Genomic DNA, 17,596 nt, shown 5'->3' on the forward strand with positions numbered 1-17,596 from the left:
CTATCCGACCGGATTGATCAGGGTGCACTGGCCCGGGGACGTGATGCCGACGGAATTGACGGTCAGCCCGTTCTCAAGCGGCGGATCCATGAGAGACCTGCAGGCAGGCTGCCCCTGGATGAGAAGACGGGCCGATCCCTTGCCCGATTTGCTTGCGCTCATCGGCATCCCGGAAACGACGCCCGGCCCGGGACCCGCGACGCAGACCGGGATCATCGACAGCATCGTGTGAAACCAGAAAGCGATGGAATAGAACGTGAATTGCGTCGGGATCGTCGTTGCCCGAAATCCGACGGCAGGCATCACCATCGGGACCGGCGGCACGGACGGCATGATGAACGGATCGACGGGCGAAAGATCGACGCTGGGAATTGGTCCCGAGGCATTCACTGTGGGCATGGTCTCTTCCTTCGGCTACCGTCGTTTCTCAAGTCGAGTGATGCGCACGGTGCATATTGTCATTGTCACAATCAACAGTTCGACCTCGTCATATTTGCCGAGGAGCCAAAACCCTACGTGTCTGTGTCGAGCATCACATTCCTGGGGTTATAGGCCTGCGCGACGAGGCGTTTTGCATCCGTCGGCACTGTCGATCCCGACGCGCCGTCCAGAAGCGCGCCCTTCAGGTTGGCCCCATGGAACTTGGTGAGCCCGAACGACGCCTTGACGAAATTCGCCGCCTGGCAGTCCGCGTTGGTGAAGTCACCGTGCTTGAGGTCGCAGCCCTCGAAACGCGCGGCACCGCAATTGGCGTTGTCGAACACGGCCATCTGCATTCGGGACCCGGCAAAAGAGACCGCCGAGACATCCGCATTGGCAAAGACACCGTTGTTCAGGTTGGTGCGCTCGAATTTGGAGCCGGCGAGATTGGACCCGGCAAGCATGGCCAGCGGCATGTTCGCCTCGCTAAAATCACTGCGGCGCATGTTGCAGTTCACAAACGAGGTCTGGGTCATCTCCGATCCGCGGAACACCACCTTCTGAAGGTCGGCATCGACCATGGTGCATTCCTTGAACGTCTGGCCCGAGAGGTCACGGTTGGCGAGGCTGCCATCGACCAGCAGAACCTGGTGGAAGCTCGCGCCGGTCAATTCGGCGGCACGCAGATCCGCCCTGGAGATCATCGTCCGGTAGATATGAGCCCCGGCAAAACTGACCCGTTCGAGAGTGTTTTCAAGAAGACCGACCCTTTCGAAATTCGCGCCGCAAAACCTGGCATCCGAAAGCTCGCAGCACAAAAAGCCGACATCGACATGTGACGTGCGCGAGAAATCCGCGCCTTGCAGCTTTGCCTCCAGAAACCCGACCGTATCGAAGTCGCACTCCGAAAAGATCGACCCTTCAAACGTGCCCATCATGAAGCGGCTGTCCAGGAAGGTGCAGCCCTCGAAGCGCGCACCGCGAAAGTCGCAGCGTATCAGCGTGTTCTTTTCGAAGGTGCACCGGACGAACCGCGCGCCGCTGAAATTGCATACGACGAAGTCCCCGTCCTTGAACGTCGCGTCTTCAAACGTTCGGCGGGTGAAATCCTGATCGGAAATCGCCCGGCTGTACTCGATCGCCAGATGGATCTCGTCAAGTGTCATTGGATGTCGGAAGCTCCAGGATTGTCTGAGCCAGATTGGCCTGGCTGAAATCGGCGCATTTCATCACGGTGTTCATGAAGTTCGCGGCGTAGAGATTGGCGTCTCGGAAACTCGTGTATCTGGTGTCACACTGGCTGAAATGCGCTTCCATGAGATCGGCGGCGAAGAAGTCCGAGTGCACCAGGGCGGAGTCGTTGAAGACCGCCTTGCGCGCGCGCGCCACCCGGAAATCCACGCCGTTCATCGCGCAATTCAGGAACAGGCAGTCAGGCACTTCCGCCCGCACGAAGCAGGTCTCGTCCAGATTGGCCTCCAGGAAGCTCGAATAGTGCCCCTTCAGGCCGTCGAAGAAACTGCCCTTCAGGTCGGATTGGCCGACGAAGGTCGACTTGCTGAAACTTGCGTTGCTCCAGCGGCTGCCCTGTGCCGTGATCTTGGTCATCAGTTGCCGATCGAAATCCGCTCCCGACCAATCGGATTTCGACAGGTCGCCCTCGACGATCATCGTCTTCTCGAATTTTGCATTCCGGAGCGCGGCACCGGTAAAATCGCACTTCAGGAACAGGCAGTTCACAAAGCGCGCCGCATCGAAATCGGCGCCGGAAAAGGAACATTCCAGGAAGGTCACCGTGTCGAAGGCCGCATTCCGGAATGTCGCGGCGTCGAAGTTCGATTTCGACCATGTGCGTTCCGCGAACCGGGCCTTGTCCAGACACGCCCGCTCTCCGCTGACGCCCGAAAGGGACGAGCGCGTGAAATCGGCTCCGGTCGCGTTCGCGTCCGTCAGCACCGCTTCGGTCAGGGCCGCGGCGGAGACATCGGAGCGCTGCAAACTGGCGCCGGCCAGGTTCGCCTTTTCAAGGAAAACGCCGTTCAGATCCAGGTGCGAGAGATCCGCTCCGGCAAGGTCGGCGTCCGCGATGTCCCTCCGGGCAAAGCTTTCGCCGTTTTGAATATGCTCGACAACAAGGTCGCCGAGTTTCTTGCGGACCGTCGGCGTATAGGTCTCCAGAGGGTGAACCGCCTCCAGCATCGCGGAGCGCGCATGCTCCTTGTCCAGCATGAACGCCTTGGCCTCCTCATCGAGATCGCCGAAAAATGTTTCAGCGTCCATGGAGATCGCGTTTTCGGCCTTGGCGATGATGTCGTCGATGGATTTCAAGTCCGATTCGGGAAGGGGGATCTTTTCGATCTCGCGGGCCAGTGCCAGGCTGGGCGGCAAATCGTGCCCGGCCGCCTTGGGCAGCTTTTCGGCAAGCATCGCCTCGAGCCTTTCCAGATTCGCCTTGTTCTTGTCCGGCATGGTCGCAAGCTCGGCCACGATCGCGTCGAAGTCGGTGGGTTTCGGGTCCTTGAACTTCGGATCGCCGAGCGCCTCTTCAACCGTGACCATCTCGCCGGATCTGGGCCGATCGGCGGCTTCCTTCAGGTCCCTGCCCAGGTCTTCGAGATCCTGTTTCAACTGGTAGAACGGATCGGCTTCGGGCAGCGCCAGGGCTCTGGCCCTGACGAGCGGCCAAAGGTCGTCGTCGCCGGCCGCGGCCACTCCGTCGATCTTGCTGACAATCGCATCGATCCTGGCAAGTGCCTCGTCCACCGCTCCCGGAATGACGTCCTCGACCGGCGGCGACAGCCCGGCTGACTTCCGGTTGGCAATATCAAGCGCGGCCCTGGCATTTTTCGAGATGTCGGCTGCTGCCGACTTTCCCCTGGCAGCCGTCTTCAGCATGTTCGCCGCGCCGGGATCGCCTGATGTCATCGCGCTTTTCATCGCGTCGCGAAACCCGAACACCTCGTCAGGCACCACGATCCCGTCAGCCTTGTGCCTTGCGATTGCGGCGGCCGGCCCCGCCATGATCTCCGTTTCATACGCATCTGCGGCGGCTGACAGCTTTTTGAACATGCCCGCAAGATCGACATTGCCCGAAATCACATCCTCAGGTGCCGGAAACGGCAGTCTCGGGATTGGCGGCAGGCTTGTATCCGGACGCATCATGTCCGGCATCTTCGCGTTCTTGATCATTTCCGCATGTTCGAACTGGATCTTCTTTTCGAACTTCTGGGCGACCTCCTCGCTATAGGCCTGTGACCGCGCTTCCATCGCCTGCTTTTCGGTTTCCGGAAGGTCCGGCATGAGCTGGCTGTCGTTGAGCGTGTGCATCGGCCCTTCGGTCGGGTGCGTGCGCAGCCTGTAGATTTCCGCGTAATGGGAGCCGGGGCGCGGCGCGTCGCTCAGCCGCTCTGCCCCGAAGATAAGGGCCACCACGTCGGAGGCCTTTTCGTCGGCGACCTCGAGAATGCCGCGATGGTACATGCCGCCGATTTCCGAGCTGCCGAAGACCCAGACGGTCTCGATCCGGGTGCCAATCTCGGTGAGGCGCTCGGCCTTCATGTCGTGAACGGCGAACAGGCGGATCCGCAGACCCGGCAGTCTGGAGGTGATCACCGGGTGCGCCGCGGACATGCCCCGGACGGACAACGGTTCGGTCCCCTTCAGGGAAACACCGATGCGCTGGTCCGCCGGTGCCATGTTGTGATACGCGCTGTCGAAGCCCGGGGGCGGCTCCGGAAACGAGGTCCTGATCCAGTCCCAGCTCGGCTGACCCACCTTCGATTTGCGCAAGGGATGATCATGTTCGAGCGGACCGAACAGCACCGGCTGCGGTCGGTCCGTCATGGTCTTGATGAGCGCGTCCGGATTCTCGATGTTCGGCAGGGGCGCATAGCCGAAATGATCCAGGATGTATTGCGGATCGCAGCCTTTACCAGCCGGGTTGACCGGATGGCTCTCACTTCCGAATGCCCGGTCCGGTGTCAGCGGCATGGTCTCGTAAGGGGCGGCATAGGACATCTTGACCGCGTCATTGTCCCTGACCCAGTGGCGGTCGCCGAAGACCGTCGCCCGCTTCCTGACAGGGCCGAGCGCGACCCCGACCTCCTGTCCCTGGACCCTGGTTCCCTCAGGTGCGCGCGACTCGCCCGCGATCAGGACTTCCGGGCCCGATTTCGGGAATCCGGTGTCGAGGAAACCGCCCATGGGCAGGTTCGACATGGCGATTTCCGTGTAGACCGCCTCGCTCAGGACCGCCTCGGGATCGGTCAGGTCAAAGCCGTAGAACACGGTCGCATAAAGGTAGTTCCGGCCACCAATGGCCTGCATGTTCTGGATGCAGGAAAGTCGAAACGGCTTGTACAGATCAGGCATGTCGGTCCCCGCAATTCCGACAATATAGAAGTCCTTTTTGTTTCAGCAGGATGACACCACCCGATACCGGCCGCGCCCGCGACGACCGGCCGCCGCGGCCGGTGTCTCCGGTGTGTTCCGGGACCGCCGTCAAAACCGTTTCACAGCGCGGGTCAAGGCGCTCAGCCCGCCCGTGCCTCAGGCGTCAATCTATTTCAAATTATTGATTTTATTATTTATTTCGACGATTTTTCACGCTGGAGAGGCCACCGGGTGCGCCGCCCCCCGCCGGAAGCCAAACGCGGCCCGGACCCGGTTGCGGCGGAGGGCGGACCGGCGACAGGTCGCCGGTCCGCAGCAGCGATGGCGGGCGATTTTTCGCCTCAGCGTTTCGCAATGATGTTGTGCTCCGGGCCGAAAGGAAAACCGGTGATGTTTTCCGCCCCGGTTTCCGTCACGATCAGGATGTCGTGCTCGCGGTAACCGCCCGCGCCCGCCTCTCCTTCCGGGATCATGATCATGGGCTCCATGGAGACGACCATGCCCGGCTGCAGGACGGTGTCGACATCCTCACGCAGTTCCACCGAGGCCTCGCGGCCATAGTAGTGGCTGAGCACGCCGAAGGAATGGCCGTAGCCGAAGCTGCGGTATTTGAGCAGGTCGTGGCCGCGGTAGATGTCGTTGAGTTCCGTTGCGATGTCGCGGCAGCGCGCGCCCGGGCGGATCAGTTCCAGGCCCTTTCGATGGACATCGCAGTTGACCTGCCAGTGCCGCAGATGCGTGTCGGAGGCGTGTTCGCAGAACAGGGTGCGTTCCAGCGCGGTGTAATAGCCGAAGATCATCGGGAAGCAGTTGAGGCTGAGGATGTCGCCCGCTTCCACACGTTTGTTGGTCACCGGATTGTGCGCGCCATCCGTGTTGATGCCGGACTGGAACCAGGTCCAGGTGTCCATCAGCTCAACGAACGGAAACGATTTCGCGATTTCGCGGATCATCGCGTTGGTGGAGGCGATGGCCACTTCGTGCTCCGGGACACCGGCCTGGACCGCATCCACCAGCGCCGCGCCGCCGACATCGCAGATGCGCGCGCCCTCGCGGATCAGCGTGTGTTCCTCGGCGCTCTTGATCGTGCGCTGGCCCATGGCGTCGGCGGCAATGTCGACGAATTCGACCCCCGGCAGAGCCGCCTCCAGAAGCTTCAGCAGGTCGAGGGAGACGTGATCGAACTCGATGCCGATGCGCCGGATCTTCGGATTGGGCATATCCAGCAGCGACGAGATGGCGTGGAAATAATTGTCCCGCCGCCAGTCGGTGTAGATGACCGTGTCGCCATGGGTCCGGCGCCAGGGCTGGCCGCCGTCGATCCCGGCGGCGATGGTCGTCGCCTTGTCCGGCGTGACCAGGAAGCCGTACTTGCGGCCGAAATAGCAATAGAGGAAGCCGGAGTAATAACAGATGTTGTGATAGGAGGTGAACAGGGCGGCATCGATACCTCTTGCCGCCATGAGCTTTCTGAGACCGTCCTGACGGCGGTCCATTTCGTCCGGCGAGAACGGCGAAAAGGCTTTTTCACCATTGTTCATTTCATAGATGCGGATCATGTCGTCGCTCATTCCAGGCTCCTTCCTGTCTGTGGTGTTCACGGTCTTTTCCGGCCTGAAACGCAAAACGGGCCGGCTTCCCCAGGAGAAGCCGGCCCGCCAGGCCCAAAATCAGATTGTTTGCTGCCGGGAGATCCTGTCTTCAGACCTCCGCCCGGTGACTGGCGTTCCGCCACCGGCTCCCGTGGAATGCAGCGGGGCGGTTCAGACCCCGTTCCGGATCAGCCCGGTGACAGTCCCCTCAGCCGTTCCGACCGGCGTCGGAGCATCTCCAGAACCGTCAGGAGCACGACCGAAATCGCCACCATCAGGGAGGCCACCGCCAGAATGGTCGGCGAGATCTGCTCGCGCAGGCCGGTGAACATCTGCCAGGGCAGGGTCTTCTGGCCGGCGGAGCCCAGGAACAGCACCACCACCACCTCGTCGAAGGAGGTGATGAAGGCGAACAGGGCACCGGAGACGACACCGGGAATGATCAGGGGCATCTGCACCTTGAAGAAGGTCGTGACCGGGTTCGCGCCCAGGCTCGCGGAGGCCCGCACCAGCGACCGGTCGAAGCCGACCAGCGTCGCCGTCACCGTGATGATCACGAACGGCGTGCCGAGCGCGGCATGGGCCAGAACGACGCCCCAGTAGGTGCCCTGCAGGCCGATGCGCGAATAGAAGAAATACATGCCGGCGGCGGAAATGATCAGCGGCACGATCATCGGCGAGATCAGCACCGCCATGATCGCCGGCTTGTAGGGCACATGGGACTGGGACAGGCCGATGGCCGCGAGGGTGCCGAAACCGGTCGCCAGGATGGTCGCGACCGGCGCGATCATCACCGAGTTGGTCAGCGCCTGCTGCCAGTCCGGATTGGTGAAGAAGTCGTGATAGTGCTTGAAGGAATAGCCGGCCGGGTCGAGCGCCAGCATTTCCTTGGTGAAGGTGAAGAAGTCCTGCGCGTTGAAGCTGAGCGGCAGGATGATCAGGATCGGGAAGATCAGGAAGAAGAAGATCAACCCGCAGATGACCCGGAAGGAATAGAACCAGGTCCGCTGCAACGGGGATGCATAGGGGGGGAGTGCGCTCATGATCGTGCCTAGCCCAATTTCACGTTATCGATGCCGACGATCTTGTCGTAGACAACAAAGAGAACCATCACGGCGACGAGGAGCAGGGTCCCGAGCGCTGCCGCCAGCCCCCAGTTCAGGGACGACGAGATGTGATAGGCAATCCGGTTGGAGATGAAGATCCCCGATGTGCCGCCCACCAGTTCCGGGGTGATGTAGTAGCCGATCGACAGGATGAAAACGAGCACGGCACCCGCGCCGATCCCCGGCACCGATTGCGGGAAATAGACCCGCCAGAAGGCCGTCCAGTCATTGGCGCCAAGGCTCTTGGCCGCACGCACATAGGTCGGCGAGATGGTTTTCATCACCGAATAGAGCGGCAGGATCATGAACGGCAGCAGAATATGCGTCATGGCGATGATCGTGCCGGTCTGGTTGTTGATCATCACCAGACGACTGGCATCACCGATCAGACCGGTCCAGACCAGGAAATCGTTGATCACCCCCTGTTGCTGCAGCAGCACCTTCCAGGCGGATGTGCGCACCAGGAGCGATGTCCAGAAGGGCAGCAGAACCAGAATCATCAGCAGGTTCGACGACCGCAGCGGCAGGGCCGCGAGCAGGAATGCGATCGGATAGCCGAGCAGCAGGCAGGACACTGTGATGACGATCGACAGGAACAGGGTCCGGCCGAACAGGAACATGTAGATCCGTTCGTCTTCCGGCTTCAGCTCGATGCCGTTGGCGGTCTGTTTCGCATCGAAGGAATTCAGAAAGTAGCCCGGCGTGTAGCGCGGCGAGAACCGTTTCAGCACCTGCCAGGTCTGAACGTCGCCCCATTTGTCGTCGGCATCGATGAACTGTGCCTTAAAGGGGGCATCCTCATCCATGCGCTTGATGCGCCGTCCGGTCTTGCGGAACAGGCTGGAGATGCCGCTTTGCTCGTAGTTCAGTCTTGAGCCCAGGCGTGTGTGGGTCTTCTGGCCGACCGCGATGGCCAGGTCGCCATGAAGCGCGACAAACACCTCTTCGTCCGGCACGGCGCCGGATTCCGGATCCCATTCCGCGAGGGCCACAACAGTCCGGGGAAGCGTCTCGGCGACGATGCCGTTCTCTACCGAGCGGAACAGCATGTCCGCGATGGGAGCGACAAAGGTGACCAGCACGAAAATCAGCAGAGGGGCAACCAGCAGGAAGGCGCGCAGCTTTTCGCGGCGCAGCGCCTTGGCCAGCGAGGCCTTAAGCGGCTTGCCGTCTTTCGTCGTGAGAACCTGATCGGCCGGGATATCGCTCATGAAACAGTTTTCCGCATTTTAAGGAGGAGGACCGGGTGGGGCAGTGCCCACCCGGTCCGGAGCGTGCCAAAAGGCTTACTGAGACAGCCACGCCTGGAATTTGGCGTCGATGTCGTCGCGGTAATCCGCCCACCATTCGTAGTTATAGAGGAAGGTGTTCTTGGCGTTGTTCGGATCGGTCGGCATGTGCGGAGCCATTTCGATGCCGAGATCGGCGTGCTTGCCGACCAGCGGAGCCGACGACTTGCGGGCCGGGCCGTAGGAGATGTACTTCGCCTGATCCGCCAGACGCTGGGTGTCGGTGGCGTATTTGGCGAATTCCTTCACCGCGGCAAGACGGTCGTCCGGAAGGCCGGCCGGGATGATCCAGCCGTCAAGGTCGAACACCTGAGCGTCCCACAGCATCTTCACCGGCTGCTTCTGCTCTTCGATGAGGGCAAACAGGCGGCCGTTGTAGGTGGACCCGATCACGACTTCGCTGTCGGCCAGAAGCTGCGGAGTTTCCGCACCCGCGGACCACCAGACAACGTTGTCCTTGATGGTGGCGAGCTTGGCGAACGCACGGTCCTGACCTTCTTCGGTCTCCAGAACGTCGTAGACGTCCGCCTTGGCGACGCCGTCACACAGCAGGGCCCATTCCATGTTGTTGATCGGACGCTTTTCCAGGGCGCGCTTGCCCGGGAAGGTTTCCAGATCGAACACGTCGCAGATGTCATCCGGCTCCTTGCCGTTCCAGTCAGCGACGTCGGTGCGGTAACCGAAGGTGGTGGAATAGACGATCTGCGGAATGAAGCACTCCGATACGAGAAGATCGCCGAAGTCCTCGGAAGCGGACGTTCCGTCCGGCGCTGCGGCCAGGTCGGTGTCCGGATCGATTTCGATGGCGAGGCCTTCGTCGCACAGACGGATGGCGTCGGACGCAACCACGTCAACCAGGTCCCAGGTGACATTGCCGGCTTCGTTCATGGCACGGAGCTTGGCCACGGCTTCCGCCGAAGACTCGTCCCAGATCACGTTTACGCCCGGGTTTTCAGCCATGTACGGATCGGTGTAGGCGTTTTTCTGGGACGCCTGATAGGCACCGCCCCAGGAAACGACTGTCATGTCGTCGGCGAGCACGGCGCTGCTGGCAAAAGCCACTGCGGTGCCTGCAAGGATTACGGTTTTGAGCTTCATTTGAGTTAGCTCCCTCTTTGTTGGATTTAACGGATTTGTTTCCGTTGTTGTCGCTGGCGGCCGCGAGCCGGCCGCCGGGCGATTTCAGACAACCGCGTCGAGCGCTTTGCAGTCGTTCAGCGCCCAGCCCACCTGGACTGTCTCGCCGACATTCAGCTTGCGCTTCTCTCCACGATTGCGAACTTTCACGATGAACTCGTCGTTGCCGGCCACATTCATGCGGACGCGGATATGGTCGCCCAGGTAAATGAGCTCCTCGATCCGGCCGCTGACCAGATTGTCCATCGAATCGTCTGTGTCGAATTCGACACGCTCCGGGCGCAGGGACAACGTGGTCTTGTCACCGACGGCGCCGACATTGACCTTGTCCGCCTTGAGCCGGGTGCCGTCGTCGAGTTCAACGGCGCACTCCTCACCCTGGATCTCGACAACCTTGCCGTTCAGCTTGTTGTTTTCACCGATGAATTGCGCCACGAACGAGTTCTGCGGGTCTTCGTAAAGATCATCCGGCGTGGACAATTGCTGGATGATGCCGTCGTTGAACACGGCGACCCGGTCCGACATGGTCAGGGCTTCGGTCTGGTCATGGGTCACATAGACCACCGTGACCCCGAGATTCTCGTGAATGTGCTTGATTTCATACTGCATCTGCTCACGCAGCTGCTTGTCGAGCGCACCCAGGGGTTCGTCCATCAGAACCAGTTCGGGATCGAACACCAGTGCACGGGCCACGGCCACGCGCTGCTGCTGTCCGCCTGACAGCTGCGCCGGCCGCCGGTTGCCGAAGGCCCCCAGCTCGACCATGTCCAGCGCGCGCTGGACCTTTTCCTGCTGTTCGGCCTTGCTGACATTGCGGACCTGAAGTGGAAACGCCAGGTTTTCAGCCACCGTCATATGCGGAAACAGCGCATAGTTCTGGAACACCATGCCGATGCCGCGCTTGTGCGGCGGCACATTGTTGATCGGACGATCGTTCAGGTAGATCTCGCCGTGGGTGGCGGGCTCGAAGCCGGCCAGCATCATCAGGCAGGTCGTCTTGCCGGACCCGGATGGTCCCAGCATGGTCAGGAATTCGCCAGGCGGGATGTCGAGATTGAGGTTCTTTACGACAAGGGTTTCCCCGTCATAGCTTTTTTGAACGCCATCATACTTAACGGCAGCGCCCCGTGTATTCGCCATAGTGTCCCCAAGTCCGGTTCATTATTATCAAGCACACAAATTCAAGCGACTCTGGAGGCCTGAACCCCATCGAGCAGCCGGTCAGTGCAATTGTGCATAGAAAAACAAAAATGCCGCTACAAGGAAAGGGGTCGATCAAAAAAAATGTATATTTTTTAATCAGCTATCGATCTAATATTTTGCAGCGTCGAAAAGGTGGGGATTTTTACTCAAGGAAAACACTTGGGAAAAGAGTTTATCTTGCACTGCACTCAGTATCCGTGGTGCAAGGGTTCGATCACATTTCAAATCCGGAAACAGAGTGGACCGCCGCGGCCGGTTTCAACTGCCAACGGCCGTCGCGAACAGGTAACCTCGCCGCCTGCCGGACCGGCACGTGCCCGGGGATCTTGTGCCGGGCGCCGGTCCTCCGTTAAGTTTGCCGCGAACGGCAGGAAACATGTTGAAGCACCCAGATCTCCGGCAACCCCAGTTTCTGACCACCCGGGAAGTGGCCGACCTGTTGCGGGTCAAGGAGCGCAAGGTCTATGACCTTGCCGCCGCGAACGAGATCCCGCACCGCCGGATCACGGGCAAACTCCTGTTTCCCGCCGACCAGATCCGTGCCTGGATCGGGGGCAAGGACGGCAGCCCGGAGCGGCCGGATGTGCTTGCCGGTTCCCACGACCCGCTTCTGGACTGGGCGATACATGCGTCCGGCTGCGGTCTGGCCATGCTCTGCAACGGCAGCGCGGACGGACTGATCAAGTTCCAGGACGGCGCTGCCTCGCTGGCCGGGCTGCATCTTCCCGAGGAGACCGGCTGGAACGTCGGCTCCGTCGGCAGCCTGGGCCTGCGCGATGCGGTCCTGATCGCCTGGGCCCGGCGCAGGCGCGGGCTCCTGATCGCGGAGAACGCCGTCGGCACGATCACATCCGTTGCCGACCTCAAGGGCAGGCGGGTCGCCCTGCGCCAGAGCGGGGCGGGCGCGGCCCTGTTGCTGGCCAGGTTGCTCGGCGACGCTGGGCTGAGCGAGGCGGACCTGATCTGTTCCCCGACCCCGGCGCATTCGGAAAACGACGCCGCGGCCACCGTTGCCGCGGGCGAGGCCGATGCCGCGCTCGGTATAGAGGCCATGGCAAAACCCTTCCGGCTCGGCTTTCTTCCGCTGGTCGACGAGAATTTCGATCTGCTGATCGACCGCAAGGCCTACTTCTCGCAACCGGTGCAGCGCCTGTTCACATTTGCCCGCAGCGCCGACTTCAAGACCAGGGCCGCCGCGCTCGGCGGCTATGACCTGAGCGATCATGGCGTGGTCCGCTGGCTGTCCGATTGACCCAGGCGCCAAAGATACAGGACGAGACACGATGAGCGACATCCGCCCGCATGAGGTCATGATCCCGGTTTCGGAGCCGGACGACGCCAGACTTTATTTCATCGGCAGGATCCACACGCCCTGGACGGATCGCAAGGCGTGTCCGCGCCAGGGCAAGCACGATGGCCCGGACTGCCGGATCGAGATCTTCGAGCCCTGGGTGCCCGCCCTCCAGGGCATCGAGGACTATGACCGGGTCGAGGTTCTCTACTGGCTTGACCAGGCCCGGCGGGACCTTGTCGTCCAGAACCCCGCACACAGTGAAACCACATATGGCACCTTTGCGCTGCGCTCGCCCGTGCGCCCCAATCCGATCGGAACGTCGCTGGTCAAACTGGTCTCGGTGGAGGGTCCCAACCTGATCGTGCGCGGGCTCGACTGCCTCGACGGAACACCGCTGGTCGACCTCAAGCCGGACCGCTGTTCCTTCAGCCCCAAGGCCTCGCCAAAAGCCTGATCAGTGCCGGCTGCGCTTTTCGGACACCTTGACAAGGCCTTCCCAGAATTGACAATCCTGCCGCCACCACGCCGATCGGAGCGGCCCGGCTCGACCGGGCTTCAATGAGTTGACCGTTTTTCAAATGTGGGCGCCTTCCGGCGTGTTCGAACGAACGCGCCGGCGAGCTCCCGGGAGATTTGCATGCACCCTGAGCCTCTGACCGGCGAGACCTCCATCAATGACGCCGTCTCCTTCGAGCTGACCGGTGCGGCCGGCCTCATCGCCATCGACAATCCCCCGGTCAACGCCGCTTCCCATGCGGTCCGGACCGGGATCCGGCAGGCTGTCGAAGCCCTGCAGGACATGTCCGCGGTCAAGGTAATCGCGATTTACGGCAAGGGCCGCACCTTCATCGCCGGTGCCGACATCCGCGAATTCGGCAAGCCGCCGCTCGACCCGTGGCTGCCCGAGCTGTGCAATTTTCTGGAAGCTTCAGACACACCGATCGTCTGCGTTCTGCATGGAACGACCCTCGGGGGCGGCCTGGAAGTCGCCCTGGCCTGCCACGCCCGGGTGGCGCTGAAAGGCACCAGGGTCGGCCTGCCGGAAGTCACGCTCGGCATCCTGCCCGGTGCCGGCGGCACCCAGCGCGTGCCCCGTCTTGCCGGCATCCGCACCGCGCTCGACATGATCACCGGCGGCAAGCCGGTCTCTGCCGAAGACGCCCTTGCAAGCGGCCTGATCGACCGGATTTCGGAGGGCGATCCCCGCGCAGTGGCCCTCCAGAGCGCGCAAGACCTGCTTGACGGGACCCTGCCCAACCGCAGGACAGGTGCACTGGACACGAAGCCCGATCCGGCGGCGCTTGACGAGATGCGCAAGAAACTGGACCGGACGCAGCCGTTGCTGTTCTCGCCGCAGAAATGCGTCGATGCGGTCGCCGCCTCAAGCCTGCCCGTCACGGAGGGCATGAAGGAGGAACGCCGGCTTTACGAAGAGTGCATGGCGAGCCCGCAGCGCGCCGGTCTGATCCACGCGTTCTTTTCCGAACGGGCCGTTTCGAAGATCCCGGAAGCGGTCGCGACACCGCGCGCGATCGATGCAATCGGCGTCATCGGCGGCGGCACCATGGGCTCGGGCATCGCCACGGCGCTGCTGCTGGCCGGTCTGCCCGTGACCCTGACCGAACGCGACCAGGCCGGGCTCGACCGGGGCATTGCGACAATCACCGGCAATCTGGACGGCGCGGTCAAGCGCGGCAAGCTGACCGCCAGCGCCCGCGACGACATTCTGTCGTCGAAACTCAAGACCTCCACAGATCTGGGCGCGCTGTCCGAAGTGGATCTGATCATCGAGGCGGTTTTCGAGGAGATGAGCGTCAAGCGCGAGATCTTCGAAACGCTCGACAAGGTCTGCAAGAAAGGCGCCGTGCTGGCGTCCAACACCTCCTATCTCGACATCAACGACATCGCCGCGATCACCTCCCGGCCCGCAGATGTCATCGGCCTGCATTTCTTCTCGCCTGCCCATATCATGCGGCTTCTGGAAGTGGTCGTCGCCGACAAGACGGCGGACGATGTGGTGGCGACCGGGTTCGCCCTCGCCAAACGGCTGAAAAAGATCGCGGTCCGCTCGGGCGTCTGCGACGGCTTCATCGGCAACCGGATCATGACCTTCTACAAGAAAGCCGCCGACTACATGATGATGGATGGCGCATCGCCGGAAGAGATCGACACGGCCATGCGCGGCTTCGGTTTTGCCATGGGTCCCTACCAGGTGGCCGATCTCGCCGGGCTCGACATCAGCTGGGCGGCCAACAAGCGCCGCGCCGCCACTCGCCCCGCCGAAGAGCGCTACATCCCGATCGCCGACCGTCTGTGCGAAAACGGCTGGTTCGGACGCAAGACCGGCCAGGGGTTCTACATCTACGACGACACGGGGTCCCGGCCGAACCCGGAGGCGCTGGCGATCATCGATGCGGAACGGGACAAGGCCGGCATCGCGCCGCGCGCTTTCTCCGCGGAAGAGATCGTCAGCCGTTTCATGACGGCGATGATCCTGGAAGGCAGCCGCGTTCTGGAAGAAGGCATCGCGCTCAGGCCCATCGACATCGACGCGGTGTTCCTCAACGGTTACGGCTTTCCACGTTTCCGCGGCGGCCCGATGCACACCGCCGATGCCATCGGCGCGGCTGAACTTGTCCGCCGGATCGAGGACTATGCGCGGGAAGACGCTTGGTACTGGCAGGTGCCTACCCTGTTGCGGCAGTTGGCGGAGAACGGTGGCAGTTTCGCGGAAATGAATGACCGGGGGTGACGGGTCCGCCGGCCCCGGATCACGGATGATCAGGTAACCTTCGCCGCGTCCAGGCCACCTGCGGCATAGTCCGGCACGGTTGCCCCCAGCCTGAGACCCAGCTCCGGGTTGGAGGCATTGCCGTCCAGGGCGCGTTTTCCGACACCTTGCAGGATCGCACCCATGCGGAAGAAGGCAAAGGCAAGATAGAAGCCGAATTCCGGAATGCCGCTGAGGCCCATGCGGGCGCAATAGGCGTCGATGAAGGCCTGATCCGCGGGAATTCCGAGCGGGCCACGATCGACGCCCGCAAGGCCCCGTCCCTCGCTGCCGGGCGGGCGCTGCCACTGCATGATCAGCGCGGCAAGGTCTGCAAACGGGTGGCCGATGGTGGACAGTTCCCAGTCGAGCACCGCGACGCAGGCCGTCCCCTCCCCGGCAAACAGCATGTTGTCGATCCGGTAGTCGCCGTGCACCAGCGTGCGCCGGCCGTCGTCTTCCGGCACGTTGCCACCCAGCCAGACGATCAACTCGTCCATTGCCGGAATGGTCTCTGTTTCGCTCGCCCGGTATTGCCGGGTCCAGCGGTCGATCTGGCGGCGGTAATAGTTTCCCGATGGTCCGAAATCCGCCAGGCCGCATGCGTCCAGATCAATCGAATGGATCCCCGCCAGCACCCTGTTCATCTCGTCGTAGAGGCCGCGCCGTGTCCCGGGATCGACATCGGGCAGTCGCGGATCGTCGAAATTGCGGCCGCGCACGAACTCCATGATGTAGAAAACCGACCCGATGACGCTCTCGTCCTCGCACAGCGCCAGCATTGTGGCGACCGGCACGTCCGACCCGGCCAGCGCTTTCTGCACCCGGAATTCCCGGTCGACCGCATGAGCCGATTTCAACAGCACACCGGGCGGCTTGCGGCGCAGGACATAGTCCCCGGACGCCGCCCTCAGCCGGTAGGTCGGGTTGGACTGGCCGCGGTCGAACTTTTCCGCCTCCAGCGGGCCTTGGAAACCGGGCAAGCGCGTTTCGAGCCAGGCGCAGAGTGCAGGAAGGTCCGGATCCGCCGCGCCCGTTGTCATGCGGGGACACGCTGTGTGAAAGGCAAACTGAACACCCCCGTCACACCTTGCCGTTGCCATATTTGCGCAGCTCAGCGCGGGCGACCTGGCGGCGGTGCACGGCGTCGGGGCCGTCGGCAAAACGCAGCGTGCGCAAATGCGTCCACATGGCGGCGAGCGGAAAGTCCTGGGAGATCCCCGCCGCGCCATGGACCTGCATGGCCTCGTCGACCACCTTCAGCGCCATCAGCGGTGCGACCACCTTGATCTGGCTGATCCAGGGCTGGGCGGCACGCGTGCCTTGCGTGTCCATCACCCAGGCGGCCTTCAGGCAGAGCAGGCGCGCCATTTCGATTTCCATGCGCGCATTGGCGATGATGTCGTGATTGGCGCCGAGATCCGTCAGTTTCCGGCCGAAGGCGTCGCGCTCCATGGCCCGCCGGCACAGCAGCTCCAGTGCCTTTTCCGCCTGGCCGATGGCGCGCATGCAGTGATGGATCCGGCCGGGGCCGAGACGGCCCTGGGCGACCTCGAAGCCCCGCCCCTCACCAAGCACCAGATCCTCGCCGGGCACTCGGACATTGGTGAAGCGGATATGCATGTGGCCGTGCGGCGCGTCGTCGGCGCCAAAGACCTGCATCGGCCGCAGCACCTCGATGCCGGGGGCATCAGCAGGCATGAGAAACATGGAATGGCGGCTGTGCTTGTGGGCGTCCGGATCCGTGCAGGCCATGACGATGTAGAGCTTGCAGCGCGGGTCGCCCGCCCCGGTCGCCCACCATTTGTCACCGTTCAGAATCCAGGCATCGCCGTCCTTGACGGCGGTCAATGCAATGTTGGTGGCGTCCGAGGAGGCCACCTCCGGCTCGCTCATCAGATAGGCGGACCGGATGTCTCCGTTCAGCAGAGGCTTCAGCCAGCGCTGCTTGTGGGCCGCGGTGCCGTAGCGCTCCAGCACCTCCATGTTGCCGGTGTCGGGCGCATTGCAATTGAACACTTCCGCGGCGATCCCGACCTTGCCCATTTCCTCCGCCAGATAGGCGTATTCGACCGTGGTCAGGCCGAAGCCCTCTTCACTATCCGTCAGCCAGAAGTTCCACAGGCCACGCTCCCTGGCCTGCGCCTTGAGGCCGTTCAGGATCTCCAGCTGACGATCTGTCATGCGGAACCGGTCACCGGACGGATGGCGGCCGACTTCCTCATGATATTCCCTGTCGAGGGGGGCGATTTCCGTCTCCACCATCCGGCGAACCCGGTCGATGAGCGGGCGAACCCGGTCGGTTACTCCTAGATCCATGTTATCTCCTGACAGATCTGGTCACGCATCCGCTTTCGGCGGTACGGCATACGGTTTGCGGACAGCCGAACACG

13 protein-coding genes are annotated in these 17,596 nt (G+C 62.4%); 3 read left to right on the forward strand and 10 right to left on the reverse strand.

The genetic code is table 11. From position 1 onward, the window contains the following. The 8 genes from AC0VX3_RS00265 to AC0VX3_RS00300 form a co-directional block, all read right to left on the reverse strand. The gene (locus AC0VX3_RS00265) at positions 1–399 is read right to left on the reverse strand and encodes a PAAR domain-containing protein (protein WP_475523048.1); all 399 of its coding nucleotides are present in this window, start codon (positions 397–399) and stop codon (positions 1–3) included. Positions 400–512: 113 nt separating this feature from the next. Then, the gene (locus AC0VX3_RS00270; protein ID WP_475523049.1) at positions 513–1,586 is read right to left on the reverse strand and encodes a pentapeptide repeat-containing protein; all 1,074 of its coding nucleotides are present in this window, start codon (positions 1,584–1,586) and stop codon (positions 513–515) included. Beyond that, positions 1,576–4,791 carry a DUF2169 family type VI secretion system accessory protein gene (locus AC0VX3_RS00275; RefSeq protein WP_475523050.1) on the reverse strand — a complete coding sequence of 1,072 codons (3,216 nt, stop codon included), beginning with the start codon at positions 4,789–4,791 and terminating at the stop codon, positions 1,576–1,578. Before AC0VX3_RS00275 ends, AC0VX3_RS00270 begins: the two co-directional genes overlap by 11 nt. 362 nt (positions 4,792–5,153) lie before the next feature. Further along, complete coding sequence (locus AC0VX3_RS00280) at positions 5,154–6,383, reverse strand: M24 family metallopeptidase (protein ID WP_475523051.1); 1,230 nt, start codon at positions 6,381–6,383, stop codon at positions 5,154–5,156. A gap of 209 nt (positions 6,384–6,592) precedes the next feature. Then, positions 6,593–7,447 carry an ABC transporter permease gene (locus AC0VX3_RS00285; RefSeq protein ID WP_475523052.1) on the reverse strand — a complete coding sequence of 285 codons (855 nt, stop codon included), beginning with the start codon at positions 7,445–7,447 and terminating at the stop codon, positions 6,593–6,595. 8 nt (positions 7,448–7,455) lie between these two features. Beyond that, entirely contained in the window at positions 7,456–8,721 is a 1,266-nt protein-coding gene (locus tag AC0VX3_RS00290) for an ABC transporter permease (protein ID WP_342891759.1), read from the reverse strand. A gap of 75 nt (positions 8,722–8,796) precedes the next feature. Next, on the reverse strand, positions 8,797–9,897 hold the full coding sequence (locus AC0VX3_RS00295; RefSeq protein ID WP_348142776.1) for an extracellular solute-binding protein: 1,101 nt from the start codon (positions 9,895–9,897) through the stop codon (positions 8,797–8,799). 84 nt (positions 9,898–9,981) lie between these two features. Next, complete coding sequence (locus AC0VX3_RS00300; protein ID WP_342891761.1) at positions 9,982–11,076, reverse strand: ABC transporter ATP-binding protein; 1,095 nt, start codon at positions 11,074–11,076, stop codon at positions 9,982–9,984. A 439-nt stretch (positions 11,077–11,515) separates the two neighbouring features. Here AC0VX3_RS00300 and AC0VX3_RS00305 point away from each other — a divergent pair, with 439 nt between their 5' ends. The 3 genes from AC0VX3_RS00305 (at position 11,516) to AC0VX3_RS00315 (ending at position 15,185) form a co-directional block, all read left to right on the forward strand. Then, positions 11,516–12,391 (forward strand): substrate-binding domain-containing protein, encoded by an 876-nt coding sequence (locus tag AC0VX3_RS00305; protein WP_475523053.1) that lies wholly within the window; start codon positions 11,516–11,518, stop codon positions 12,389–12,391. A 31-nt stretch (positions 12,392–12,422) separates the two neighbouring features. Further along, positions 12,423–12,887 carry a tRNA (N6-threonylcarbamoyladenosine(37)-N6)-methyltransferase TrmO gene (gene tsaA, locus AC0VX3_RS00310; protein WP_342891763.1) on the forward strand — a complete coding sequence of 155 codons (465 nt, stop codon included), beginning with the start codon at positions 12,423–12,425 and terminating at the stop codon, positions 12,885–12,887. Positions 12,888–13,070: 183 nt separating this feature from the next. Beyond that, a complete protein-coding gene (locus tag AC0VX3_RS00315; protein WP_475523054.1) occupies positions 13,071–15,185 on the forward strand; it encodes a 3-hydroxyacyl-CoA dehydrogenase NAD-binding domain-containing protein in 2,115 nt (704 codons plus the stop codon). A gap of 29 nt (positions 15,186–15,214) precedes the next feature. On the opposite strand, the gene AC0VX3_RS00320 is transcribed toward AC0VX3_RS00315, so the two are convergent. Next, positions 15,215–16,246, reverse strand: coding sequence for a phosphotransferase family protein (locus tag AC0VX3_RS00320; RefSeq protein WP_475523055.1), 1,032 nt, complete (start codon positions 16,244–16,246; stop codon positions 15,215–15,217). A gap of 40 nt (positions 16,247–16,286) precedes the next feature. Then, complete coding sequence (locus AC0VX3_RS00325; protein WP_475523056.1) at positions 16,287–17,522, reverse strand: acyl-CoA dehydrogenase family protein; 1,236 nt, start codon at positions 17,520–17,522, stop codon at positions 16,287–16,289. Positions 17,523–17,596: the final 74 nt, after the last annotated feature.

It is taken from the genome of Roseibium sp. QJM3NY_11 (assembly GCF_056173175.1).

Excerpts from the sequence above, each read along its gene's own strand:
- AC0VX3_RS00265 (WP_475523048.1), bottom strand. The coding sequence starts at position 399 with ATGCCCACAGTGAATGCCTCGGGACCAATTCCCAGCGTCGATCTTTCG.
- AC0VX3_RS00270 (WP_475523049.1), bottom strand. The coding sequence starts at position 1,586 with ATGACACTTGACGAGATCCATCTGGCGATCGAGTACAGCCGGGCGATT.
- AC0VX3_RS00275 (WP_475523050.1), bottom strand. The coding sequence starts at position 4,791 with ATGCCTGATCTGTACAAGCCGTTTCGACTTTCCTGCATCCAGAACATG.
- AC0VX3_RS00280 (WP_475523051.1), bottom strand. The coding sequence starts at position 6,383 with ATGAGCGACGACATGATCCGCATCTATGAAATGAACAATGGTGAAAAA.
- AC0VX3_RS00285 (WP_475523052.1), bottom strand. The coding sequence starts at position 7,447 with ATGAGCGCACTCCCCCCCTATGCATCCCCGTTGCAGCGGACCTGGTTC.
- AC0VX3_RS00290 (WP_342891759.1), bottom strand. The coding sequence starts at position 8,721 with ATGAGCGATATCCCGGCCGATCAGGTTCTCACGACGAAAGACGGCAAG.
- AC0VX3_RS00295 (WP_348142776.1), bottom strand. The coding sequence starts at position 9,897 with ATGAAGCTCAAAACCGTAATCCTTGCAGGCACCGCAGTGGCTTTTGCC.
- AC0VX3_RS00300 (WP_342891761.1), bottom strand. The coding sequence starts at position 11,076 with ATGGCGAATACACGGGGCGCTGCCGTTAAGTATGATGGCGTTCAAAAA.
- AC0VX3_RS00305 (WP_475523053.1), top strand. The coding sequence starts at position 11,516 with ATGTTGAAGCACCCAGATCTCCGGCAACCCCAGTTTCTGACCACCCGG.
- tsaA (WP_342891763.1), top strand. The coding sequence starts at position 12,423 with ATGAGCGACATCCGCCCGCATGAGGTCATGATCCCGGTTTCGGAGCCG.
- AC0VX3_RS00315 (WP_475523054.1), top strand. The coding sequence starts at position 13,071 with ATGCACCCTGAGCCTCTGACCGGCGAGACCTCCATCAATGACGCCGTC.
- AC0VX3_RS00320 (WP_475523055.1), bottom strand. The coding sequence starts at position 16,246 with ATGACAACGGGCGCGGCGGATCCGGACCTTCCTGCACTCTGCGCCTGG.
- AC0VX3_RS00325 (WP_475523056.1), bottom strand. The coding sequence starts at position 17,522 with ATGGATCTAGGAGTAACCGACCGGGTTCGCCCGCTCATCGACCGGGTT.